The 22996-nt window shown below is 64.9% G+C and carries 22 protein-coding genes, 3 pseudogenes and 1 other annotated feature; of the genes and pseudogenes, 17 read left to right on the top strand and 8 right to left on the bottom strand.

The genetic code is table 11. The features are described from left to right. The first annotated feature begins 24 nt into the window (after positions 1-24). Positions 25-384, top strand: a complete 360-nt coding sequence (locus tag ACT3UF_RS19695) for a TSUP family transporter (protein WP_444608474.1) — start codon at positions 25-27, stop codon at positions 382-384. Here the strand turns inward: ACT3UF_RS19695 and ACT3UF_RS19690 are convergent. Together ACT3UF_RS19690 and ACT3UF_RS19685 are read right to left on the bottom strand one after the other, a co-directional pair. Next, positions 354-808, bottom strand: a pseudogene (locus ACT3UF_RS19690) (transposase); the annotation flags it as partial. The gene ACT3UF_RS19695 and the pseudogene ACT3UF_RS19690 sit on opposite strands and share 31 nt — an antisense overlap. Beyond that, positions 360-509, bottom strand: a sequence feature (AL1L pseudoknot). (Overlaps the previous pseudogene by 150 nt.) Before the next feature lie 59 nt (positions 809-867). Further along, positions 868-1464, bottom strand: a pseudogene (locus tag ACT3UF_RS19685) (DUF4158 domain-containing protein); the annotation flags it as partial. A gap of 156 nt (positions 1465-1620) precedes the next feature. Here ACT3UF_RS19685 and ACT3UF_RS19680 point away from each other — a divergent pair. Then, positions 1621-2907 (top strand): ISL3 family transposase, encoded by a 1287-nt coding sequence (locus ACT3UF_RS19680; protein ID WP_444608473.1) that lies wholly within the window; start codon positions 1621-1623, stop codon positions 2905-2907. A 126-nt stretch (positions 2908-3033) separates the two neighbouring features. On the opposite strand, the gene ACT3UF_RS19675 is transcribed toward ACT3UF_RS19680, so the two are convergent. Further along, the gene (locus ACT3UF_RS19675) at positions 3034-3651 is read right to left on the bottom strand and encodes a recombinase family protein (protein ID WP_444502883.1); all 618 of its coding nucleotides are present in this window, start codon (positions 3649-3651) and stop codon (positions 3034-3036) included. A gap of 507 nt (positions 3652-4158) precedes the next feature. Here ACT3UF_RS19675 and ACT3UF_RS19670 point away from each other — a divergent pair. The 6 genes from ACT3UF_RS19670 (at position 4159) to ACT3UF_RS19645 (ending at position 10904) form a co-directional block, all read left to right on the top strand. Beyond that, positions 4159-4848 (top strand): Abi family protein, encoded by a 690-nt coding sequence (locus tag ACT3UF_RS19670; RefSeq protein WP_114311872.1) that lies wholly within the window; start codon positions 4159-4161, stop codon positions 4846-4848. A gap of 822 nt (positions 4849-5670) precedes the next feature. Beyond that, a complete protein-coding gene (locus ACT3UF_RS19665) occupies positions 5671-6288 on the top strand; it encodes a hypothetical protein (protein ID WP_147271504.1) in 618 nt (205 codons plus the stop codon). 956 nt (positions 6289-7244) lie between these two features. Continuing rightward, the gene (locus tag ACT3UF_RS19660) at positions 7245-7487 is read left to right on the top strand and encodes a hypothetical protein (protein WP_443365951.1); all 243 of its coding nucleotides are present in this window, start codon (positions 7245-7247) and stop codon (positions 7485-7487) included. 107 nt (positions 7488-7594) lie between these two features. After that, positions 7595-9472: a hypothetical protein gene (locus tag ACT3UF_RS19655; protein WP_444502799.1), complete on the top strand. Its 1878-nt coding sequence runs from the start codon at positions 7595-7597 to the stop codon at positions 9470-9472. Positions 9473-9723: 251 nt separating this feature from the next. Further along, positions 9724-10518, top strand: coding sequence for a ParA family protein (locus ACT3UF_RS19650; RefSeq protein ID WP_443365948.1), 795 nt, complete (start codon positions 9724-9726; stop codon positions 10516-10518). After that, positions 10515-10904, top strand: coding sequence for a ParB family protein (locus ACT3UF_RS19645; protein WP_443416254.1), 390 nt, complete (start codon positions 10515-10517; stop codon positions 10902-10904). Before ACT3UF_RS19650 ends, ACT3UF_RS19645 begins: the two co-directional genes overlap by 4 nt. A 238-nt stretch (positions 10905-11142) precedes the next feature. On the opposite strand, the gene ACT3UF_RS19640 is transcribed toward ACT3UF_RS19645, so the two are convergent. Together ACT3UF_RS19640 and ACT3UF_RS19635 are read right to left on the bottom strand one after the other, a co-directional pair. Beyond that, complete coding sequence (locus ACT3UF_RS19640) at positions 11143-11964, bottom strand: nucleotidyl transferase AbiEii/AbiGii toxin family protein (protein ID WP_443416253.1); 822 nt, start codon at positions 11962-11964, stop codon at positions 11143-11145. Further along, on the bottom strand, positions 11945-12295 hold the full coding sequence (locus tag ACT3UF_RS19635; protein ID WP_443416252.1) for a transcriptional regulator: 351 nt from the start codon (positions 12293-12295) through the stop codon (positions 11945-11947). The genes ACT3UF_RS19640 and ACT3UF_RS19635 overlap by 20 nt, the downstream gene beginning before the upstream one ends. Before the next feature lie 107 nt (positions 12296-12402). Here ACT3UF_RS19635 and ACT3UF_RS19630 point away from each other — a divergent pair, with 107 nt between their 5' ends. Next, on the top strand, positions 12403-12756 hold the full coding sequence (locus tag ACT3UF_RS19630) for a hypothetical protein (protein WP_443416251.1): 354 nt from the start codon (positions 12403-12405) through the stop codon (positions 12754-12756). 117 nt (positions 12757-12873) lie between these two features. Here the strand turns inward: ACT3UF_RS19630 and ACT3UF_RS19625 are convergent, their stop codons facing one another. Further along, positions 12874-13161: a ribbon-helix-helix protein, CopG family gene (locus tag ACT3UF_RS19625; RefSeq protein WP_443418573.1), complete on the bottom strand. Its 288-nt coding sequence runs from the start codon at positions 13159-13161 to the stop codon at positions 12874-12876. 376 nt (positions 13162-13537) lie between these two features. Between ACT3UF_RS19625 and mobC the strand changes: the two genes are divergently transcribed. Together mobC and ACT3UF_RS19615 are read left to right on the top strand one after the other, a co-directional pair. Then, positions 13538-14089 carry a plasmid mobilization relaxosome protein MobC gene (gene mobC, locus ACT3UF_RS19620; RefSeq protein WP_444502801.1) on the top strand — a complete coding sequence of 184 codons (552 nt, stop codon included), beginning with the start codon at positions 13538-13540 and terminating at the stop codon, positions 14087-14089. Continuing rightward, positions 14086-14895 (top strand): relaxase/mobilization nuclease domain-containing protein, encoded by an 810-nt coding sequence (locus tag ACT3UF_RS19615; RefSeq protein ID WP_444502802.1) that lies wholly within the window; start codon positions 14086-14088, stop codon positions 14893-14895. The genes mobC and ACT3UF_RS19615 overlap by 4 nt, the downstream gene beginning before the upstream one ends. A 57-nt stretch (positions 14896-14952) precedes the next feature. Here the strand turns inward: ACT3UF_RS19615 and ACT3UF_RS19610 are convergent, their stop codons facing one another. Continuing rightward, entirely contained in the window at positions 14953-15339 is a 387-nt protein-coding gene (locus ACT3UF_RS19610) for a hypothetical protein (protein WP_444502803.1), read from the bottom strand. 548 nt (positions 15340-15887) lie between these two features. Here ACT3UF_RS19610 and ACT3UF_RS19605 point away from each other — a divergent pair. From ACT3UF_RS19605 to ACT3UF_RS19580, 6 genes and pseudogenes are all read left to right on the top strand, one after another. Next, entirely contained in the window at positions 15888-17174 is a 1287-nt protein-coding gene (locus ACT3UF_RS19605) for an ISL3 family transposase (protein WP_006822416.1), read from the top strand. A 218-nt stretch (positions 17175-17392) separates the two neighbouring features. Beyond that, positions 17393-17896, top strand: coding sequence for a class Ib ribonucleoside-diphosphate reductase assembly flavoprotein NrdI (gene nrdI, locus ACT3UF_RS19600; RefSeq protein ID WP_443386453.1), 504 nt, complete (start codon positions 17393-17395; stop codon positions 17894-17896). Continuing rightward, entirely contained in the window at positions 17893-20049 is a 2157-nt protein-coding gene (nrdE, locus tag ACT3UF_RS19595; RefSeq protein ID WP_443386452.1) for a class 1b ribonucleoside-diphosphate reductase subunit alpha, read from the top strand. The genes nrdI and nrdE overlap by 4 nt, the downstream gene beginning before the upstream one ends. Before the next feature lie 32 nt (positions 20050-20081). Next, positions 20082-21107, top strand: a complete 1026-nt coding sequence (nrdF, locus tag ACT3UF_RS19590; protein ID WP_443386450.1) for a class 1b ribonucleoside-diphosphate reductase subunit beta — start codon at positions 20082-20084, stop codon at positions 21105-21107. A 47-nt stretch (positions 21108-21154) separates the two neighbouring features. Continuing rightward, on the top strand, positions 21155-21730 hold the full coding sequence (locus ACT3UF_RS19585; protein ID WP_443386448.1) for an NADPH-dependent FMN reductase: 576 nt from the start codon (positions 21155-21157) through the stop codon (positions 21728-21730). Positions 21731-21868: 138 nt separating this feature from the next. Next, positions 21869-22171, top strand: a pseudogene (locus ACT3UF_RS19580) (transposase family protein); the annotation flags it as partial. Positions 22172-22175: 4 nt separating this feature from the next. On the opposite strand, the gene ACT3UF_RS19575 reads toward ACT3UF_RS19580, so the two are convergent. Beyond that, on the bottom strand, positions 22176-22996 hold an 821-nt coding region (locus ACT3UF_RS19575), incomplete at its 5' end, for an ISL3 family transposase (protein WP_444608472.1).

Genomic DNA, 22996 nt, shown 5'->3' with positions numbered 1-22996 from the left:
CTGGGCTGACCGGGTGGAGGCCGGGTGGAGAATGGGGGAGTGACTCTGGGGATCGTGTTCGCGGCCATCGCCGCCATCCTGGTCGGATCCATCCTGCAGCGGCTGTCCGGGACGGGCGTCGGGCTGGTGGTGGCCCCCGTGCTGGCGCTGCTGATGGGCCCGGCGCTGGGAGTGTTCGTGACCAATGCGACCACGGTGGTCTCCGGCTTCCTCATCATGCTCGCCGTGCTCAAGGACGTGGACTGGCGGCGGTACCTGATCTTCCTGCCGATGGCGCTCGTGGGGTCCGTCCCGGCGGCGTTCCTGGTGCGCGAGCTGGATGCGGCGTGGCTGAACATCGTGATCGGCGCGGTGGTGCTCGGGGCCACCTGCACTCCTGCCTGACGCAGGACGGTGCAAATGGGCTCGACCCCGATCTTGCGACCCTCGAAGAGGTCATCACGGTGAGTGTCGATGAAGGCGACTACCTCTTGTGTTGGCGGTCGAGCTCCGCCCCGAAGAAAGAAGCAGCCCTCTTAAGAATTTCGTTGGCCCGGCGCAACTCGCGATTCTCCTGCTCTAAAGCCAGCATTCTCGCGGCCTCATCGGTGGTGACGCCCGGGATCTGGCCGTCATCGACGTCGGCCTGCTTGACCCAGGTCCGCACCGACTCGGTGCCGTAACCCAGTTGCTCGGCCACCCGCTTCACGGTGCCCTGAGTGGTCCCCAGCTCAGCACGCAGGGTGCGCACCATCCGCACCGCTGCTGCTTTTTCCTCCGCGCTGTACCGACGCGTAGTCGGCTGATCCTGCGAGATGTCCTTCGGCATAACCCCATCCTCGTTTCCAAGGTCAGGAGTCTCCAAGAAACCCAGGGCGATTCACTCCACAACACCGCCGGCAACCGCGGATCGGCACTCTCCGCCGCAACAGCAATCTGTGCGTGCAAACGTACTGTCGCCTGTTCACGGGTCGCAGCCACGAGCCGTGCCAGGACGCTCACGCCCGGCAAAAGGACCTTCTCCCGGCGCAACCAGGCAACCGCGTGTCCGAACAACGTGGTGATCCCCTCGCCATGCGTCCAGGACCGCGAAAAGACGAACGCCGTCAATGCTTCAGTTAGCGGAGCATCAAGATCCCGGTACCCGTAAACGGCACGGATCTCGCGCGCATGCGCGTTGGCTGTCTCAACGCGCTCGGTGTATCGCTTGACCACCGAGGGATCCGCGACTCCGAGCTGCGCCGCAACGTAATCGACCACGGACCATGGCACATCGAGCGGGTCAGCAAGAAGCGCCCCCAAAAATCGTGCCGTCCCGACCTGTACGGCAAACCCAAGCCGACTGTGCTCACCCCTGCGCCTGCGGATCAACTCCTGATCGGTGTCGTCGAGATGGAAGAACCGCTCCAGATCGTTCTGCGAAGGTTCTCCCACGAACCGCCCGAACGCGGCAGCCTGCGCATCACTCAAGAATTCAACTGGCACAACCTACAGACTACCGACAGTCACGTAGCCGAGGGCTAAACGGGCTCTTCCCGGTTCGTGGTGATGGGGAGCGTCGCGTCGTTGACGTAGAACGGCTCGTGGTCCTGCTGTGATGGGTGTTGTCAAGACATCCGAATCTCAGAGGACCACGAGCCTGTGCACGAGAGTACTGGTTCGCAGCGGGATGCTGCGAGCACGATCTTCAACTTGCCCAATTACCGCGTCATCGATGCCGTCGACCTGCCCGATGGTGGCCGGCGGGTGGTGATCGCCTCGACCGTCCCGCCGGGCTGTCCGTCCTGCGGCGTGCTGGCGACGAAGGTCCATTCCCGCCGGTCACAGCAGGTCCGGGACGTTCCCGTCGCTGGCGCGGCGGTGGTGGTGTGGGCCAAGCGGCGCTGGTTCTGTCTGGAGCCGGCCTGTGCCCGGGGCACGTTCGCTGAGGCCACCGAGCAGATCCCGCGATACGCCCGCTCGACGACCCGACTGCGGGACCAGGTCGTCTCGGCCGTGATCCCTTCCGGCCGTGCAGCCTCCGAGGTGGCCCGGGCCCACGGCGTCTCGTGGTGGCTGGTCCAGTCCGCCCTCAGCGCCGCCGCTGTGGTCCTGCCTGACGTCGACGACGTGCGGGTAAGGCGTCTGGGGGTCGATGAGCACCGCTACCGGTCAGTGCGCTGGTTCCGCACCGACGAGGGCGCTTGGAGACGGTTCGAGCCGTGGATGACGACGCTGGTCGACCTGGCCACCGGGCAGGTCCTCGGCATCGTCGACGGCAGGGACTCCAGGGCCGTCGGGGATTGGCTCGCGCAGCGCTCTGAGCAGTGGCGGGAGCGGATCGAGATCGTCGCGATCGATCCGTCGGCCGCGTTCCGCAAGGCGCTGCGGACCTGGCTGCCTCGGGCCGCGGTCTCGGTCGACAAGTTCCACCTGGTCAAGCTCGGGAACGACATGGTCACCACCGTCCGGCAGCGCCTGGCCCGCACCCATCGCGGGCGGCGGGGTCGCAAGGACGACCCGGCCTGGGCCCACCGGATGCTGCTGCTGCGCGGCGGCGACACCCTGACCCCGAGGGCGTGGGAGCGGTTGGAGAGGGTGTTCCGCACCGACGACCCCACTGACGAGCTCTCGGCCTCCTGGGGCATCAAGGAGCAGCTCCGACGCCTGCTGGCCACCGACACTCTCGCCCAGGCCTGGCAGGAGCGGATGCGGATGGGCTACTTCGTCCAGATCGCGAACATGCCCGAGGCCACGAAGCTCTACGACACCGTCGTGACCTGGTGGGACGCCATCGAGGTCCTCATCGTCACCGGCGCAACCACCGCGAAGGTCGAAGCGGGCAACACCGGCATCAAGAACATCAAACGCACCGGCCGCGGATTCCGCAACGCGGAGAACTACCGGACGCGTATCCTGCTCACCAGCGCCGCGAGAACCGTAGCGTGAATACCCGCCACAGCAGGGTCATTCACCACGAACCGCGAAGAGCCCCGTTGGCTGCTTCCTCGTCATGGGGTTCGATCATGGTTGAACTGTAACGAGCCGGGTGCGCTTTGAGGCGAACCACGGGGATCACGGGTGCTGGAGGTAGCGGTACAGCGTGGATCGGCTGACACCGTGCTCACGTGCGATTTGGGCTTTGGGTGTGCCGGCGAGGGCGGCGTTGCGGACAGAGCGGATCTGGTCGCTTTCGAGGCTGCGGGGCCGGCCCTTGTAGGCGCCGCGCTTCTTGGCGGCGGCGATGCCCTCGGCCTGGCGCTGACGGATGAGCTCGCGCTCGAACTGCGCGAAGGCGCCCATCATGTTTAGCTGGAACGCCGCCATCGCATCCGCGTGCCCGGGCTCGAAGGTGAGCCGCTCCTTGAGGAACTCGACGCTCGCACCCTTCCGGGGCCGCTGCTCGGTGTGATCGGCGGGGTCACCGGTGATCTGCTGGACGATGTCGTTCAGGTCGATGACCGAACGAGCCAGGCGGTCCATGGAGGCGACGACGACATGGTCGCCGCGGCGGACGTGCCGGATGAGGGCCTGTAGCTGCGGGCGGTCGGTCATGCTCTTGCCCGACTGCTTCTCGGTGAAGACCTGGTCGCACTCCCCTACCGCCTCGAGCTGCCGGGCGAGGTTCTGGCTGGCCGATGACACCCGAAGGTACGCAACGCGCTGCCCCGGGGCCCGAAGTGTTCCATTCACGTCTTAGACCCTAGCCGCTACATGTGCCAAAACACGGGAAGGGACCTAGTGGAACAGTGGCGACGTCTCGGTGACGGGTGTCGCGTTTGGGTATGCCTCAATGGGACGTCGATGGCGAGAGTACGGGATTTGAACCCGTGAGGGGCGACCGGCTCCAGTGCGCTTTTAGGGCACCATCTTCGGCCGCTTGGTCAACTCTCCACGCCCTCGGCGCCGTGTAGCTAGCGGTTAAGAGTCATAGGGGGCGCTCATCGGCAGCCGTACCGGACGAGCCTGACGCCAGAGAGTCGAGTGAGGTCGTGGAGCGAAGCGTTCACCGACTACGGTTAGCGTTGCGCAACGTCGGTCGCGACGAGGCAACGCACGGCCGGCGCGGGCAAACAGCGAGAAACCCCGGGTCAGTTTCCTGATACCGGGGCTTCCCAAGATCGTGGCCCAAGTAACATGCCGTGAGGCATCGGTCATCAAGGGCTCTCGCTGCTCTGAGCATACCTGACGGGAGCGTGTATGTCGACGGTATCTGACACCTGGGTCACGGAGTGGTTGACGCCGGGGCGCTACAACAAGTATCTGAAGGCCGCTGGTCACGACCCCGTCCGCGCCCTCGAGCTCTACGAGTGGAACGCTCGTGTTTCGTCAGCTCTGCTACATGATTTAGGGCACCTTGAAGTCGGCCTGCGCAACGCCTACGACCGTCAACTGCTGGCCCATCCCCTTGCCGCGGGCCAAGACTGGATTAGCCGCGCAATCTACGACCAGCTCTGGGCTCCCCATCTTGTGGTCGGTGCCGACGGCAACACGCAAGACAAGAACTCCACTCCTCGAGGTGCCATTAAGACTGCAAGGAAATACGCTGGGTACACGGACGGCGGCTCGGTAAATCGCGGAAAAGTCATCGCTGAAATCATGTTCGGATTCTGGACCTATCTGACCGACAGTCTTCACGAAAAGACCCTCTGGGTGCCTTCACTCCGCTTTGCCTATGCGCCTGGCGCAGACCGCGCCCAGCTACACGACGCGCTGTCTTTGTTGCGCGACGCCCGTAACCGCTTGGCCCACAACGAGTCGATCTTCGACCAGCGGCCGGAGAACCTACGTAGACGCATCATCTTCGTAGCACGCACACTCTCGGCACCACTCAGTCAGCACATTGCGGCCAACAGCGACGTCCCGGTTTTACTGGCGGCCAAGCCGTAGGGGTATAGCAGTATCTATTGAGCTGCACGGACACTTCACCCCCGGGCGCCCAACCAGCCGGAAAGGCCAGCTATCGGCTAACAACTGCGGCGCTCTATCTTGCGCCCCGGCAGGAGTGCAACAGGTTGCCCGAGTGCTCGATCTGCGCGGCGACCTATGCAGAAGCTCCTCGGTGGGAACCTCGCGCTTCGGTGCGACTTGCACGAAACTGGCCCCGCCTCGTTCCCACGGGGCGGGGCCAGCTCTATCGTTCGCGCCTTGAGGTGTGGCATCCGGACACTCTCTAATGAGAAGAGGCCAGTGCGTCGAGATGGCAGGACCCTAATGAGAGGAACGCCAGTTCGCCTACGCGCATATTGAGCTTCCCACGAGTTTTCGGCACACGCAAGCCTGAAGTTGAAACGTAAAGTTTCCTGTTGATGCGGGGGCGAGACGCTGTCATGAGCTTGAGGGGTGCTGCTACGGCTCTAGGCGAGACGTAGTTGCTGCGAGTAAGCTAGGACGGTACATATCGTTCAGTCCCTATTAGTAGGCAGTGCCGAGCCGCCGTTTAAGTAGGCAACCTTGTTGCGTGGAAGTTCAAGAGGAGTAGGTGTGGTGGGCGGAATTGAGGGCGCAGAGACTATCGGTCGCAGCGGCTTGCCCGAGCTGGTGTCAGACGCTTCGGAGCTGTCACGCAGTCGCGCACGCGATCTTGCAGAGCGTGTCCAGCGGCGGAAGGGGATCCCGTTGCGGACGGCTTACATCCGCAGCTCGGACATGAGTGAGGATCCGCCGTTAGCACGCCTGATTCGCTCAGGGGGACGAGGGGGCGCGACTGCGGTGAAGCTCCATCTTGGACTGGTGTGGCTTGCTGCCAGACCTCCTTTTGAGGTCAAGGGGGTCTCGTCCCGAGTGTGGGCGGAGTTGTTGGATCTGGATGATCCATCCGTCAACGGGAAGCGACGTATCAACCAGGCGCTAGTGAAGCTTGAGCAGGAACGGCTGATCCACGTAGAGAGGAGCCGGGGCGGAGCATCAACGGTGCGGCTACTCGTGGAGTCCGGGGTGGGTCTGCCGTACGTCGATGTTCCCTCGACCGCTCGCTTCCGAGCCGCGCCTGCCGACCGGCATGACCACGACTACTTCCAGGTCCCTAGAACCCTTTGGCTCAACGGCCACATCCAGTCGATGAGCGCTAAAGCTCTAGCGATGCTGCTCGTGATCACTGAAGAGCAGTTTGGCGACCACGAGAGGGAGGTCTGGTGGTCAGAGCAGCGATTCCGGGATCTGTTTGGACTGAGCAGGGCAACTCGATCGGAGGGCGCGCGTGAGCTCTTCCAGAGGCGCCTCGTGGTGCTGAGTCGCAGGCCGGTGTCCGCCGGCAGGTCGGCGTTCGCGGAGGAACGCATGCGCAACACCTACGTAGCCATCAATGACGCGGTGGACTTCAACACCTGAGTGGCATCTCCTAGCGAGGCCCGTCTGATTCTGGGGCCAGGTGCGCTTCCCCTCCCCCAAGGAATCTGCTCTCGCCTGAGAGTGGCGCTGTCTCCGGCGCGGGTCAGGAACCTTGTTCCGGAAGACCCGGCAAGGACGGGCGGCATCGGCGCTGGCGAACCCACTCGGAGATGTCACCGGCCTGCCGACCTCCATCGTTCAAACGCTCGTTACTGGGTGGGCTGGCTACCTCATGTCCCCCCGGGGACGCATTGGTGCCAGAGGTCCGTCGGGCTGTTTCTTCTAGACTTCTAGGATTTCGGGTCCTCGTGGGGCTGTTTCGTCGTCTTGATTGATGCTCGTGGTCGTCCTTGCTTTCGTGTTCATGTTGGTGCTTCTTGTGTGCTCTGGATGGGTCTGATGCGTTCGCTGATGCTGCGTCGCTGATGCTTGTAGGTCGCGCTGCTGTGTCGCGCTCGTTGAAGTGGGTGGATTGCGTCAATTTCCGTGCAAGCAGCTGGGACAGATGGCCCAGTTGCTAAGCCCGGGACAGGTGCAGTCCTCGACGGCGCCTCAAACGGGCCATCTCCCGGGAGATCCACCACGTCCTGCTCGACCCCTCCACCGTCGAGCCGGTCGACTTCCGGGCCCTGCGCACCCAGAAAGGCATCACGCTGACCCAAGCCGCCGAGGCGCTCCAGCCCCGGTCGGCACGCATCTCCGACATCGAACGACGAACCCGGCCGCTCCCGGACCTCACCGACCGCTACCGAACCTGGCTCACCCCCGCTTGACACAAGACAGGAGCATCAGGCCCCTCTGCCATGGAAGTCCGCATCTCCCCCACACGCTTCGACGTCAGCCCCTTCGTCGGCATCCGGCGCATCCCCGCCTCCCCGGCTGAGAAGACGTCCTAGTACAGCGACACGCCATCAAACAGTGTCGTACATGTACCGTCCACGTGTAGTGTGTTCCACATGGCTAGCTCCTACCGCCGCCCGCGAGGCACCCCGACTGTGCAGGCGCACATGCTTTTGGCGACCGACATCAAGAAAAAGATCGACGAGTACGCCGAAATCGCGAACGCCCCTCAGTGGGCTGTCGTCGAGGCAGCCATCCGGGCCGGCAAGCCTGGCCCCAACGGGCTCCCGTCCAACTGGGACATGGAGACCGGCGAGAGCCAGATGGAGATGAACCTCAGCGAGAAGAAGCGCGCATAAAGACTTCGCCCCCAACCTGTTGAAGCAGGTCGAGGGCGATTCAGAAGTCTTCGGGTCTAGTTGCAAGCTAGGTCCCGGGGGCGAACCTTGAAAGGAGGTTCATTCACTTGTTGCCCCCAGAGTACGGGGGTCGAGGCACCGTAGGCAACTACGGCGAGCCCGGCGTGTCTCCGCACACCCCGATGACCCTCTCCCCAGAGCTTTCCTGGACCCTTACCGCACCCGTGATCGCGGGCCAGGCTCGCATGCGCTTGGGTAGGAAGCAGCGCGAGGGTCGCCTCAGCTACCCCGCCAGCACGGAGCGGGACCTCACGGCCGAGCTGCCCACAAAGCCCGCCGCGGTGCGTCTTTACAGCAACGCGGGGCACTGCAGCGTCCTCGGGCTCGATTTCGATGCCAAGGACCGCACCCTCGAGCAGGTCGCTGACGTTGCCTATGATGTCTTCCAGGCCGAAGCCCTGCTCGATCAGGCTGGCGCCTGGTTCCTCACCGATCACGCTCACGGTGGCACGCACATCTACGTCCTCCTTGAGCAGCCGCTCGCGTTCCTGGAGGCACGCGAGTTGGTCGAGGCGATGGCACGACGGTGGGTCACGCTGGACCCCTCCCCTCACCAGTCGATCGCCCGTGGCTGCATCACCGTCCCCGGCACCGTCCACAAGCACGGCGGACACCGGAACCTCACGATCAGTGAGCGCTCTCTGCGCGAGCGGGTCGACGGCCTGCGGACCCCTGCCCGGGCGCTCCGGCAGCTTCGTTTGAACTTCCGCGACGAGATCCTCGTCGTGAAGGCCAAGCGCGCCGCGACAGCAGCGGCCGAGCCCCACAGCACCCCGGCCGTGTACGAGGCGGGTGCGGGCCGCATCATGGGCCAGAAGTACCTCGCCCTGGCTCTGGAGGGCGACTGGGCCGCCTACGGCTATGACAGTCCCTCCGAGGCCCGCTGGGCCGTCTTGTGGTCCGCGAGGGCTACCGGCCTTGGCCGCGAAGACGTTGCCGCGCGTATGAGCGATGGCCGGTGGGCCGGCCTGTGGGCACTGCACGGCCACCGGCACGCCCCCTGGGCCACCTTCGCGGGCGACTGGGAGCGGATGGAACCCCTGTTCAACGCGACAAACAACGAGCGGGACGACTCCGTCCATACATCTGACACAAGCGCCAACTCTCACACGGGGGGGCCGTCGATCCGGGATACACACGGGGTGATCCGCGCCTGGCGCAGCCTCCTGCACGAGGTGGAGACCCGGGAGTTCCCCGGTGCTCGGGGCTGGACTCGCCGTCTCCTCCTTCGCGCTGCGGCCAAGCAGTCCCACGAGATCGGCTCCACCCTCACAGCCACCGGTGTCCGCGGTCTCTCTGTCGCCACTGGACTCAGCCTGCAGACGGTTGCTGAGCTGCTCCGTGAGATCTCTACCGAATCCGATCCCTGGATCACGCTGACCTCTCGTGCCCGTGGCCGCGAGGCAGCCGCCTACGAGCTGCGCATTCCCGACCGCTACGCCGAAGCGGCCACGACGGTTCGTTGGACTCGAGGGAAGGCACAGGCCCTACGTCCGGTGTTCGAGCAGCTCGGAGCGCCTGCAGCCCTGGTCTACGAGGCGATCGAACATGGCCACGGCTCCTCCCCCACCACCGTCCAGCAACGAACTGGTCTCTCCCGAACGGCCGTTACCGACGCGCTCACCACCCTGGCTGGATGGAACCTCATCGACGGCGACCCTGCAGACGGCTACTGGCTCACCAGCAGCGATGCGGACCTCGAACGACTCGCCGAACGATTTGGCGTCACCCATGCCCGCGCGACGAAGATCGCGACTTACCGCGCACAGCGACGCATCTGGTGGGCCTACCTCGACCGCCACCACATCGCCCTCCATGCCGACGACCTCGTAGCCGATGCTGAAATCCTCGCCCTGCTCGACGAAATGCGTATGAACGATGACGACCCACCACCAGTACCAACAAGCTTCTCGGCGGTCGCGTGACCACGGCCCAACGGCGAACCCCGGGCAAGGCGCTATTTCTACCGAATACACAAACGCTACTGTTTTATCTTGCATCGGTACCCTTGCAAACGGTACTGTATGTTTCTACGGAACCCTTGGCGCCGCGATGCTGCGAAGAGGCCAGATGGGCAAACGTCACCTAATTCCATACGACACCAACGGTGCCAACAGCACACACGGCATATACGGTACTGTTTAACCCGACAGTACTTATGGAAGGGAATCGCCTGATGACCTCGAAGATCGTCGCTATATGCAACCAGAAGGGTGGCGTCGGCAAGACGACGACCACCTTTCATCTGGCCCGCGCGGCCGTCGCGGAGGGCCGACGCACCTTGCTCATCGACGCGGACCCGCAGGGCAACCTCTCCAGCGTCACCGTCCCCGACCTGGAGCGAGACCAGCCCGGCCTCGCCGACGTCCTCACTGACCGCTCAAGCGACGGTCTCGCTGACATCACCGTCCCCGGCGCATGGGAAGGGCTGAGCGTTGCTCCCTCCACGGGGAGCGGCCTTGCCGCCGTCCGCGATGAACTCGTCATCGCCGGGGCAGGACGCGAAAGTCGGCTGCGCAACGCCCTGGATGCCGTCCGCGACAGCTACGACCTCGTGCTGATCGACTGCGCACCGGCCCTCGACCAGATCACCGTCAACGCCCTCACCGCATCTCATGGTGCTGCGGTGGTGACCGAAGCCAGCCTGTTCAGCACCGACGGGCTCGCCCAGCTCATCCGCACCATCGCCACCGTTCGACAGCACTACAACGCCACGCTCAACATCGCCGGCATCATCGTCAATCGCTACGACGCCAGAGAGAAGGGCGTGCGCGCCGCAATGGACGAACTGACTGAGGGGGCAGCTGCCCACGGCCTCAGCCTCCTCGAGCCGCACATACCCAAACGAGCAGCGATCCGCGACGCCATCGAATCCGGGACCGGACTCGACCAGGCCCGCAGCGCCGAAGCTCGCGCCCTTGCCAATATCTACACGGCGCACCTGCACAGCATCGAAGGAGCCCTCAAGTGAGCGACAAGCCCGCCCGCAAGCGGTCGGCGTTCGGCAGTGTCGATCCCGTCGCACCCCGCACGGAGACAGCCCCGCCGCCATTCCCGGTTACAGAAGAACCTAAGTCAATCGAGCAGCCGCGACCGACCCCGCGGAAAGCCGCAGCCAAAACGAAGGTTGGGTTCTTCATGCCGGCTGAGGAAGCCGATCGTGCTCGTGCAGCTCTGGTGAACACCTTCGCCCCGAATCAGGAAGGACCGCGGACCTTCTCGGATCTGATCCGCCGAGGACTTCTGGCGGAGGTCGAACGCCTCGAGCGCCAGTACAACAACGGCAAGCAGTGGGCACCGGTCCAGCCCGGCCAAGTCCCCACCGGCCGACCCAGGGATGCATTCCAGGACGGATGAAACCCTCCAATTTCGCAGCGCAACAGCAGCGGATGCTGGCGCGAGAGAAGGCGATCAAGGAAGACCCCAGTGGCCCCACTCTGGACGACACCGGTCCCGACGTACCCACAGGCGGTGGAGAGGGTCCCGCAACGCCTCAGGCCCCGTCAGGGCCCACTCACGGCGCTGCTCTACCTGCACACCGGCAAGCATGGAGGCAAGAGCCGAGCCGGGAACCCGCCCACGAGCGCTGACCGGGTCAGTCGCCGTACCCCGGGGCACGGTCCGACTCCCGACTCTGCCCCTTAACGTGGCGTGCCGGGGGAGAGGCGCGCCAGGTGCGTAGCTGTTCGGTGAGTGGCTGCATTTTGCCTGCGGCACTGATCCGCATGGCCTCCGCGGCCTCGGGATCCTCGCGAGCGACGAGCTCGACGCGATGCTCGTAGTCGACGCCGCGGTGAAGATGGGTCAGTGCGTGGCGCATGACTCGCTCGACGTCGGGGGTGAGGCCGGCCGCTGCGAAGCGGTCAGAGGCGGGGATCTGATCTGATGCGAGGGCGTCGGCGAGCATGTCGAGGCCGATGCCAGGGTCTTGGTTCCGTGCAGCGTCGATCAGTGTCCGATGGGTCCAGCGCCCCGAGAGGGCGATCGCCGCGACGTCCATGTAGTCACGGGCAGCGCGACGGCTGTAGAGGGCTGCGACCTTGTTGCCCACGGCGTCGCGTTCATCCAGCATCGGCCCCAGCTCGCCCCGGACCGGTGAATGGCCTCGCCAGTCCGTCCCGAGGTCGCCCTCGATGGTGGCACCGGCGAGGTGGAAGAGCACGTTGGCGTACTGGTCGGCGGTCCGATTGACCTCCATGGATCCGCCACGCGCGGTGAACTCCTCGTGCAGCCGATCCAGCACCTCGGGCAGTGGCGTGGTCTCGGCGGACGTCGTGAACAGGTCGACGTCGACCGTCTCGCGGGGGATGAGGCCGTGCTCGATCAAGGCGCTGGCGCCAGCGAGGACGTAGCCGGTCCCGGCCAGTGACTCCAGTGCGGTACGGGCCGTGGCCCGTCTAGCGTCGGCGTCGACCATCAGCGCCCCGAAGGGCCGCGAGGTGAGGGTGCTGGGCGTGCCACGTCTCGACGACTCGCTGATCCAGGGGGAGCGTGGGCCACACCTCGAGTAGGAGTTCACGGTTGAGGTACCGGGCGATGTGCTCGGCAGAGCCGTTGGACAGCACCGACTGGTAGAACTCAGTGCGCGCCCCGTCAACGTCGAGGTCGAACCGGGGGCTACCGCTCCAAAACACCGACACCGGCAGCTCGACCACACCGTGCGCCGGCCCCTGCAGGACCTCGAGGGAATCGACCGTGAAGTACGGCTTGAGATCTCGGAATCTGACACGAGTATCACTGGTGGTCATCACGGCCTCCTTCCCGAGGGTGTACATCGAGTGTGGCACGACAGTGGTGCCCGCGCACCCCGCTGCGCCAGTGTTGGGCGTCAGAGGTGCGGCGCATATTGGCTGCCATGAGCAGCGATTACGCCGTGTACTTCGCGCATCAGACGGCCGTGTGGGCCGTTCATGGACTCACCATCAGGTACAGCCTCACGCTTGACGGGCCGACGGTGACGGCCACCCACTCCGACCTCGACAAGAGGCTGCCCGATTGGTCGATCCACATCGTCACCGGCGAGGAAGAGCTGCTCATTCGCTCCGCCGAATGGGTTGACCGGATCGACGATCTGCGGGCGCACGTACTCGGCTGGCTCGTGGCCCACATCGACCTCCGTGTCGCCAAGACGCGCCCGGGAGAGCGCCGCTACGACGAGGTGTGGATGGCAGCTTGGAGACAGGCCAACCCCGGTAGCCGGAGGGCCTGAATGGGAGAGAGCATGGCGGGCTGGTCGCGAGTAGCTACTACAGCTGGCTTGAGTCGTGATCCCTGTTCATTCCTACTTCAGGACCACCCGAGAGTTCTTCACTCTCGTGGAGGAGTTCTAGCTGTCGCTGTTCCCTAGCTCTTCCATGAAGTGGTTGTACTCGTTGAGCTCTGCCTGTCTGGTCTTGATGTCGTGATGCCAGTAGCGCTCTTTCAGTACGGGCAACATCTCCTGCAGAGCGGCGCGGAGGTAGAACCCACGTGAGCGTCCTGTGTGGCGCGCGAGCGCATCAAGCTCGTGCACAAGTTCATCGTCCATGCGTGCAGAGACGACCTTGTAGCCGACGCGAGGGATCCCGTTACGGTGATCGCGATGGGGGTCGAAGCTGTTCTGGTTTGGCGACATGTAGACAATGTTTACACATGGCCGCGCCCATCGGAGAGTCGGCTTCTTGAGCTGCTGCCTGTTGGTCGTGCGACCCCTGGACGGGGTCGCCTGTGACGCGCTTCGCGCATCACGGCGGGTCTCGTGCCCGACTCCCGGCGTTCGCTTTGGGGAGTCGTCGGGCACGAGACCCGCCCCTGGTTTCTAGCGCGCTGTGTCCTCCTCTGTCGGTGCGCTAGAAACCGATGCAAGGTATGATTGTGCGTGACACAACGGGGCGTACCGTTCGTTCCTCACTGCCCCGTGGTGTCCCACACAATCGACCTTGCTCCTACGCGGAGAGCGAGCGACCGGAGGTCGCGGTCCTCGCCAGGGCTCGGACGAAAGGGGATCCACGGTGCCGACCGGCCCTCATCCCGAGCGCGCCGAACCGGCGCGCGGCAACGCGTCGACGACGGCAGGCGGGCAGCCGGCATCTGGCGAGCAGGAGCTGCCGGACTGGTTGCGAGATGCGATCGCGCAGTCGAACCGCGAGGCGCGGCGCGAGCAGGCGGATCCCTCGCCGCGCAAGAGTGCGGGTCGCCCCGCGAGAGGTGATGCGAAGCGGACGCATCGAGTGGGAATCTCGCTAAGCGCAGACGAGCTCGAGGTCTGGCAGCACTTGGCCCAGACCGCCGGTAGGGGCTCGGTCGCGCGGTGGGCACGAGAGCGCGTGACGAGCTCGATTGCGCTGCATGAGCTCGGGCACAGCGATGTAGGCGGAGAGGTCGCCGGGTTGCGCACGGACCTGGGCCGGGTGGGCAACAACCTGAACCAGATTGCGCGCGCACTGAACACTGCTGAACGCGGCGGGGCTGACGGGCCGACAAGTGATGAGGTGTTCGCGGTAGTTGCTGCCGCTCGGGAACAGTTAGCGGAGATTCGTGAGTGGACGAGGGGGCAGTCGTGATCGCGAAGATCACCCGGGGGCAGCGCGTGGGGGACATCGCCGCGTACCTGCATGGGCCGGGTAAGGCGAACGAGCACCAGTACCTGCGCGACGGGCGCCGGCACTCCGGAGGAATGGTGATCGCCTCGAACATCGGCGCCGAGGGCGCGACCGACCCCGCGGAGTGGGCCGCGGACCTACGGCACACGCAAAAGCAGCGCCCGGACATCACCAAGCCAATCTGGCAGGCATCACTGCGCGCCGCTCCAGGGGATCGGAGCATGGATGATCGTGAGTGGTCCGATATCGCTTCGCGTTTCATGGACGAGATGGGGGTGGGGGAGCATCCATGGGTTGCGGTCCGTCACGGTGAGGACCACATCCATGTGGTCGTTACCCGTGTCAACGACACCGGTGAGGTCTGGCACGGACGCAATGACCGCCGACAAGCACAGGCCGCATGCACACGCATCGAGAAGCAGCACGAGTTGGAGCAGGCTCCTCGACGTCGTGTGCAGTCGAAGAAGACCATCGCTGAGCAGCGTGGTGAACATCGTGAGGCTGCGGCGGTGTCACCTGAGCAGCGTCGGCTGCGGCGCAGCGTCCGTCAGTTCACCCAGAACCAATGGGATGCTCTGGAACCGGAGCTACAGGGCGTCATGCGCACGACCCGCCCCGAACGAGTCCCTGGCGCATATGTACGGCCTCGAGCAGATGTGCAGCCCTCGGACACCGTGAATCAGCGCGGCCGACGAGATCCGGCCAGGACGTATCGGCAGCAGGTGAAGCCGGCCCGTGAAGGTTCAGACCGAGAACACGGGCGTTGAGCTGCCGCGAATGCTCCGCATCCTTGCCCTCGAGGCGGAACTGGCGGGGCCGACGGACTACCTCCCGTAGCCGTGTTCGCGGCGCTGCCCCTCCCCGCGGGAGCGGTCGAGGTGGCTTCGTTCGCTGGCAGTGCCGGGGCGACGTGCCGCGGAGATCGAGGCCGTAGGCGTCCTCGTGTAGTACTGCGTGCCGCTGAGACGTTCGAGGAGTGCCTCGCGTAGGTAGGGCATTGCCAGCTCGACGTATCCACGTTGGGTGGGGCGGATCATCTCGTCGTTGATCAACCGGTCACGGTAGACGCTTTGGTACCCCGGACTTTTACCGAGCCGCTGCTCGATATCAGCCACTCGTGTGGGGCCGTCGTCATCGAGCATCGCCTCGAGATACGCCAGCTTCCCCGGGCTGAGATCTCGCAGTGCGGGCTGGTGAACGTCGCGGATCATCTGCCCGATGCTCTCGCGCCGCACCGCCGTGACGTCCTCGAGTTCGATGGTCGGGGCGTCCTTAGCCTGGATCCACCGATTAGATAAGCGATGTGCAGTTGCGACGCTGAGGAATCGATGGTGCGCGGTTGAGCGTTTTGGGGTCGTTGATGTCTCCCGGCCTGGCACCGGTTGTGTCCACTGATGGGTTTCCGAGCATTCCTTTCTGCTGCTCGGCCGGGCGCCCCTTTTCGGGCTGGGTGGTCACGGTGTGGCCAGCTGTGGTGGGCTCAGCGTGTTGTGCCATAGCCGGTCAAAGGCGGTGGCCCATTTCCAGTGCGTAGGTAAATGCAGGATCAGTTTGCGAGCCCGATGCGCAATCCGGGCGGGAATATTGACCAGTTTCTGGCGCAGGCTGACCGTTCTGGCATTGACCAGCTTGCCACCGGCAACACGGCTCTTCCCGGTTCGTGGTGATGGGGAGCGTCGCGTCGTTGGCGTAGAACGGCTCGTGGTCCTGCTGTGATGGGTGTTGTCAAGACATCCACATTCCAGAGGACCACGAGCCTGTGCACGAGAATACTGGTTCGCAGCGGGATGCTGCGAGCACGATCTTCAACTTGCCCAATTACCGCGTCATCGATGCCGTCGACCTGCCCGATGGTGGCCGGCGGGTGGTGATCGCCTCGACCGTCCCGCCGGGCTGTCCGTCCTGCGGGGTGCTCGCAACGAAGGTCCACTCCCGACGGTCACAGCAAGTCAGGGACGTTCCCGTCGCCGGCGCGGCGGTGGTGGTGTGGGCCAAGCGGCGCTGGTTCTGCCTGGAGCCGGCCTGTGCTCGGGGCACGTTCGCTGAGGCCACCGAGCAGATCCCCCGTTACGCCCGCTCGACGACCAGGCTGCGGGACCAGGTCGTCTCGGCCGTGATCACCTCGGGCCGTGCAGCTTCCGAGGTGGCCCGGGCCCACGGGGTCTCGTGGTGGCTGGTCCAGGCCGCCCTCAGCGCCGCTGCGGTGGTCCTGCCTGACGTCGACGACGTGCGGGTGAGGCGTCTGGGGGTCGATGAGCACCGGTACCGGTCGGTGCGCTGGTTCCGCACGGATCAGGGGGCCTGGAGACGGTTCGAGCCGTGGATGACGACGCTGGTGGACCTGGGCACCGGGCAGGTCCTCGGCATCGTCGACGGCCGCGACTCCAGGGCCGTCGGGGACTGGCTTGCCCAGCGCTCCGAGGCCTGGCGGGAGCGGATCGAGATCGTCGCGATCGATCCCTCGGCCGCGTTCCGCAAGGCGCTGCGGACCTACCTGCCCCGGGCTGCGGTCTCGGTCGACAAGTTCCACCTCGTCAAGCTCGGAAACGACATGGTCACCACCGTCAGGCAGCGCCTGGCCCGCGCCCATCGCGGCCGTCGAGGTCGCAAGGAGGATCCGGCCTGGGCGCACCGAATGCTGCTACTACGCGGCGGCGACACCCTGACCCCGAGGGCCTGGGAGCGGCTCGAGGACGTGTTCCGCACCGATGACCCCACCGACGAGCTCTCCGCTGCCTGGGGCATCAAAGAGCAGCTCCGCCGCCTCCTGTCCACCGACACCCTCGCCCAGGCCTGGCAGGAGCGAATGCGGATGGGCTACTTCGCCCAGATCGCGAACATGCCCGAGACGACGAAGCTCTATGACACCGTCGTGACCTGGTGGGACGCGATCGAGGTCCTCATCGTCACCGGCGCGACCACCGCGAAGGTCGAAGCGGGCAACACCGGCATCAAGAACATCAAACGCACCGGCCGCGGATTCCGAAACCCGGAGAACTACCGGATGCGTATCCTGCTGACCAGCGCCGCGAGAACCGTAGCGTGAACACCCGTCCCAGCAGGGTCATTCACCACGAACCGCGAAGAGCCCCCATACCCCACAGCATAGTGTTCGGCATGCCGTAGTTCCAAACATGGGCATGGCGTAGACAAGTGAACCACATCGATGTTATTACTAGATACGCCGCTCCAAACATCGGTGAGGCACAACATGTAGTGGTTGGTGGCGTGGCGCGTCACAGCCAGAGAGCGAGGAGGATCGCTATGCCAGCCCCACCCGAGTCCCGGCGCGCCGCGCCCTCTGTGCGCGAGCTCGAGCCCGCCGAGTCGCCTGATCTCGTGTTCTTCTCGAGCGTGTCGGAGAACACCCGCCGCTTCGTCGAACGTCTCGACCGGCCCGCGGTCCGTATCCAGCTGCGGCCCCGGGTGGAGGGGCTGATCCGGGTTACGCGGCCCTTTGTGCTCGTGGTCCCCACGTACGGCGGAGGGGAACGCGCCGGGGCTGTGCCGAAGCAAGTGATCGCGTTCCTCAACGACCCCGCGAACCGGGAACTCATCCGGGGTGTGATCACGGCGGGGAACACGAACTTCGGCGAGCACTACTGCCTCGCCGGTCCCGTCATCTCTGCGAAATGCCAGGTCCCGGAGCTGTACCGCTTCGAGCTGCTCGGCACGCAGCGCGATATCGAACACGTGAACAACGGCCTGACCCGCTTCTGGGAGCAGGCCTCCGACAATCTGACATCCATTGAGAGGAAGACCGCATGACCGTCATCTCCCCAGAAGCCCCCGCCCGCACCGGGATCGGCGCGCGGAAGGACTACCACGCCCTCAACGCACAGCTGAACCTGTTCGCCTCGGACGGGTCGATCCAGTTCCACAAGGATCGGGAAGCCGCAGACGAATACCTGCGCCAGCACGTCGCCCCGAACACGAGAGCCTTCCCGAGCGTGGCCGAGCGCCTGGAGTGGCTGGTCGCGAACGACTACTACGAGCGGGCATTCCTCGACGCGTACCGTCCGGAGTTCCTCACCAACCTGCACGACCGTGCCCGCCGGGCCGGGCACCGTTTCCAGACCTTCCTCGGGGCGTTCAAGTTCTTCACCTCCTACGCCCTGAAGACGTTCGACGGCACCACCTACTTGGAAGGATTCGAAGAGCGCGTCGTCGCCACCGCGCTCTTCCTCGGGCAGGGCGACGAAGCCCTCGCGACCCGGCTCGTCGACGAGATGCTCTCCGGCCGCTTCCAGCCTGCGACACCGACGTTCCTGAACGCGGGGAAAGCGCAGCGCGGCGAGCTCGTCTCCTGCTTCCTGCTCCGCCTGGAGGACAACCTCGAATCCATTGGACGCAGCGTCAACTCCGCGCTGCAGCTGTCCAAGCGTGGGGGCGGGGTGGCGTTGTTGCTGACGAACCTGCGTGAGACCGGGGCGCCGATCAAGCAGATCGAGAACCAGGCTTCCGGGGTGGTGCCGGTGATGAAGATCCTCGAAGACAGCTTCAGCTACGCCAACCAGCTCGGTGCCCGGCAAGGAGCCGGAGCCGTGTATCTCCACGCGCACCACCCCGACATCCTGCGCTTCCTCGACACGAAGCGGGAGAACGCGGACGAGAAGATCCGCATCAAGACGCTCTCCCTCGGCGTCGTGATCCCCGACGTCACCTTCCAGCTCGCGAAGGAGAACCGGGACATGCACCTGTTCAGCCCCTACGACGTCGAGCGCGAGTACGGGAAGCCGCTGTCGGATCTGTCGGTGAACGACCACTACGACGAGCTGGTCGCGAACCCGCGGGTGCGGAAGACGACGATCAGCGCACGGGAGTTCTTCAAGACCCTCGCCGAGCTGCAGTTCGAATCCGGATACCCCTATGTGCTGTTCGAGGACACCGTCAACCGCGCGAACCCGCTGCAGGGGTGGATCAACATGTCCAACCTCTGCAGCGAGATCCTCCAGGTCAACACCCCGTCCCGTTACGACGCCGCGATCGGGTACGAGCAGGTCGGCCGGGACATCTCCTGCAACCTTGGCTCCCTCAACATCGCGCAGGCCTTCGCCTCACCGGACTTCGGCGCGACCGTGGAGACCGCGGTGCGGGCACTCACGAGCGTGTCCGATCAGACCGACATCGACGCGGTCCCCTCGATCGCGGCCGGGAACGACGCGTCGCACGCGATCGGTCTCGGGCAGATGAACCTGCACGGGTTCCTCGCCTCACAGCGCATCCGCTACGGCAGTGAGGAGGGCATCGACTTCACCGACATCTACTTCCTCACCGTCACCTACCATGCCCTGCGCGCTTCCAACCGGATCGCCATCGAACGCGGCACGGCCTTCGCCGGCTTCGAGACCTCCGCCTACGCCGACGGCACCTACTTCGATAAGTACACCGAGCGCGAGTGGCAGCCCGCCACCGAACGCGTCCGCGCCCTCTTCGCCGAGGCAGGCGTCGCGATCCCCACCCGCGGCGACTGGGCGCAGCTGCGGGAATCGGTGCGGCAGCACGGCATCTACAACGCCTACCTGCAGGCCATCCCGCCGACCGGATCAATCTCGTACGTGAACAACGCGACCGCGTCGATCCACCCGATCGCGGCGAAGATCGAGATCCGCAAAGAAGGCAAGCTCGGCCGCGTCTACTACCCCGCCCCGCACATGACCGACGACAACCTCGAGTTCTTCGAGGACGCGTACGAGATCGGCTACGAGAAGATCATCGACACCTACGCCGCCGCCACCCGCCACGTCGACCAAGGCCTCTCCCTGACGCTGTTCTTCCGCGACACCGCGACCACCCGCGACATCAACAAGGCACAGATCCACGCCTGGCGCGCCGGGATCAAGACCCTCTACTACATCCGCCTCCGCCAGCCCGCACTCGAAGGCACCGAAATCGAAGGCTGCGTCTCCTGCGCCCTCTGACCACATCATCCGATCTTCCCGAAGGAACACCCATGACCCTCACCGACACCACGCGCCCGATCACCGAGATCTCCGTCACCCCACCCGGCTACCGGCACGACCCAGCAGCCCGACTGCGTCCCATCAACTGGAACCGCGTCGGAGACGACAAAGACCTCGAGGTATGGAACCGCCTCACCGCGAACTTCTGGCTCCCCGAGAAAGTGCCCCTCTCCAACGACCTCCCCGCCTGGCAGAAACTCACCCAGGAAGAGCGCACGCTGACCATGCGCGTGTTCACCGGGCTCACCATGCTCGACACCGTACAAGCCACCGTCGGAGAGATCTGCCAGATCCAAGACGCCCGCACCGAACACGAAGAGGCCGTCTACACCAACATCGCCTTCATGCAGTCCGTACACGCACGCTCCTACTCCAGCGTGTTCTCCACCCTCACCTCGACACCCGAGATCGACGACGCCTACCGGTGGGCCATCGCGAACGACCTGCTCCAAGAGCGCTGCAAGAAGGTGCTCGCGCACTACTACGGAGATGACCCGCTCAAGCGCAAGGTCTCCTCCACGCTGCTCTCGTCCCTGCTGCTGTATGCGGGCTTCTACCTGCCGCTGCACTTCTCCGTCCACGCGACCCTCACGAACACCGCGGACATGATCCGGCTCATCCTGCGCGACAAGGCCGTGCACGGCTACTACTCCGGCTACAAGTACCAGCGCGGCCTCGAAACCCACACCCTCGCCGAGCAGGAACACATGCGCGAGTTCACCTATGCGCTCCTCGACGAGCTCTACGAGCTCGAACTGGCCTACTCCGGTGAGCTCTACGAACCGCTCGGCCTCATGGACGACGTCGCCGTCTTCGTCCGCTACAACGCGAACAAAGCACTCATGAACCTCGGCTACCCCGCCAGATTCACCCCGGAAGAAGCGGAAGTCAACCCGGAGATCCTCGCCGCCCTCGCACCCGGAGCAGACGAGAACCATGACTTCTTCTCCGGATCCGGGTCCTCCTACATCATCGGCAAAGCCGTCGACACCAGCGACGACGACTGGGACTTCTAACCGACCATCATTCCCACACTTACGCCTCAGAGAAAGAGAACCACACCTTGAGTAAGAGCATCTCCGTCCTTGTCGGCAGTCTGCGCCGCGGCTCCTACGCGCGCAAGATCGCCCACAACACCATCGGATACTTTCCCGACGGCTACGACGCACGCATCGTTGAGATCCGCGACCTTCCTCTCTACGACTTCGACTACGACGACCCCGACATCACCGACAAACCCACCCCGCCGGAGTACACGCAGTTCCGGGAGATCATCCAAGCCTCCGACGGTGTCCTGTTCGTCACACCAGAGAACAACCGCACCATCCCCGCCTGCCTGAAGAACGCCATCGACATCGGCTCCAAACCCAACAGCGATGTCGCCTGGAAGAACCTGCCTGCCGGGATCATCAGCCACTCCGTTGGCCGCATGGGCGGGTACAGCTCGCAGAAGAACCTCCGGCTCGCACTCTCATACTTCGACATGCCCACCCCCGGACAGCCCGAGGTCTTCCTCTCTCAATCACCCACGCTTCTCGATGAGGACGGGAACATCTCGCAAGAATCGACCGTGCAGTTCGTTCAGGACTACATCCTCCGCTTCGCTCGACTCATCGAAGGCCAAAACCCGGCGCGTTGATGCGATGCCAGCATCCCCGAAAGCGGCTCTTCCCGGTTCGTGGTGATGGGGAGCGTCGCGTCGTTGGCGTAGAACGGCTCGTGGTCCTGCTGTGATGGGTGTTGTCAAGACATCCACATTCCAGAGGACCACGAGCCTGTGCACGAGAGTACTGGTTCGCAGCGTGATGCTGCGAGCACGATCTTCAACTTGCCCAATTACCGCGTCATCGATGCCGTCGACCTGCCCGATGGTGGCCGGCGGGTGGTGATCGCCTCGACCGTCCCGCCGGGCTGTCCGTCCTGCGGGGTGCTCGCAACGAAGGTCCACTCCCGACGGTCACAGCAAGTCAGGGACGTTCCCGTCGCCGGCGCGGCGGTGGTGGTGTGGGCCAAGCGGCGCTGGTTCTGCCTGGAGCCGGCCTGTGCTCGGGGCACGTTCGCTGAGGCCACCGAGCAGATCCGGCTCATCGCATTTGAGGGTGTAGGTGGGGTCTGAAGCCTCCTGCTTCGAGGAGGCTGCGGGCGATGTAGTGGGTGAGGTTGCGGAATCCGAGGGCGGAGCCGCGGAGGTGTTCGAGCCGGCCGTTGATCGCCTCTGTCGGACCGTTGCTGGTGCCCGGTCGGTCGAAGAAGGCCAGCACGTCGGTTGCGCGTTTCGTCAGTGTTCGGCCGAGCTTGGCCAGCTCGGGCAAGGCGTCCGGGACGCGCTTGCTCAGCGCGGTGATGAGCTTCTCCATCTTCGCTTTGGCTTTCGCCCGGTCGGGTTCTCGGTAGGCGGCGACCATCGCCTGGTAGATCTCCCAGGTCACCTCGACCGCAACGTGCTTCTCTCGCTCGAACAGGCTGCTGAGGCGCTGGCATTGGCGGTCGGTCAGCAGCTTGGTGCCGGTGTGGAGGGTGCGGCGAGTCTTGTAGAGGGGGTCGTCCTTGCGGCCCCTGCGCTTGTGGAGCTGCTGCTGGACGCGTCGTCGGCAGTCGTCCAGTGCGTCTCCGGCGAGGCGGACGACGTGGAAGGGATCCATGACCGCGACCGCGCCTGGGAGGGCCTCGCCGGCGGCGGTCTTGTATCCGGTGAACCCGTCCATCGCCACTACCTCGATGCGGTCCTTCCATGCCTTGGGGCGGGCCTCGAGCCAGGCCTTGAACGCTGCTTTGGAGCGGCCGGGGATCATGTCCAGCAGCCTCGCCGGGCCGGTCTTGTCCCTGGCTGGGGTGAGGTCGATGATCACGGTGACGTACTTGTCGCCGCGCCGGGTGTGGCGCCAGACGTGCTCGTCAACACCGA

This window comes from Brachybacterium sp. AOP24-D1-21, from assembly GCF_052378665.1.
In the GTDB taxonomy this organism is placed as follows: Bacteria; Actinomycetota; Actinomycetes; order Actinomycetales; family Dermabacteraceae; genus Brachybacterium.
This window is presented reverse-complemented; position numbering and strand designations above follow the sequence as displayed.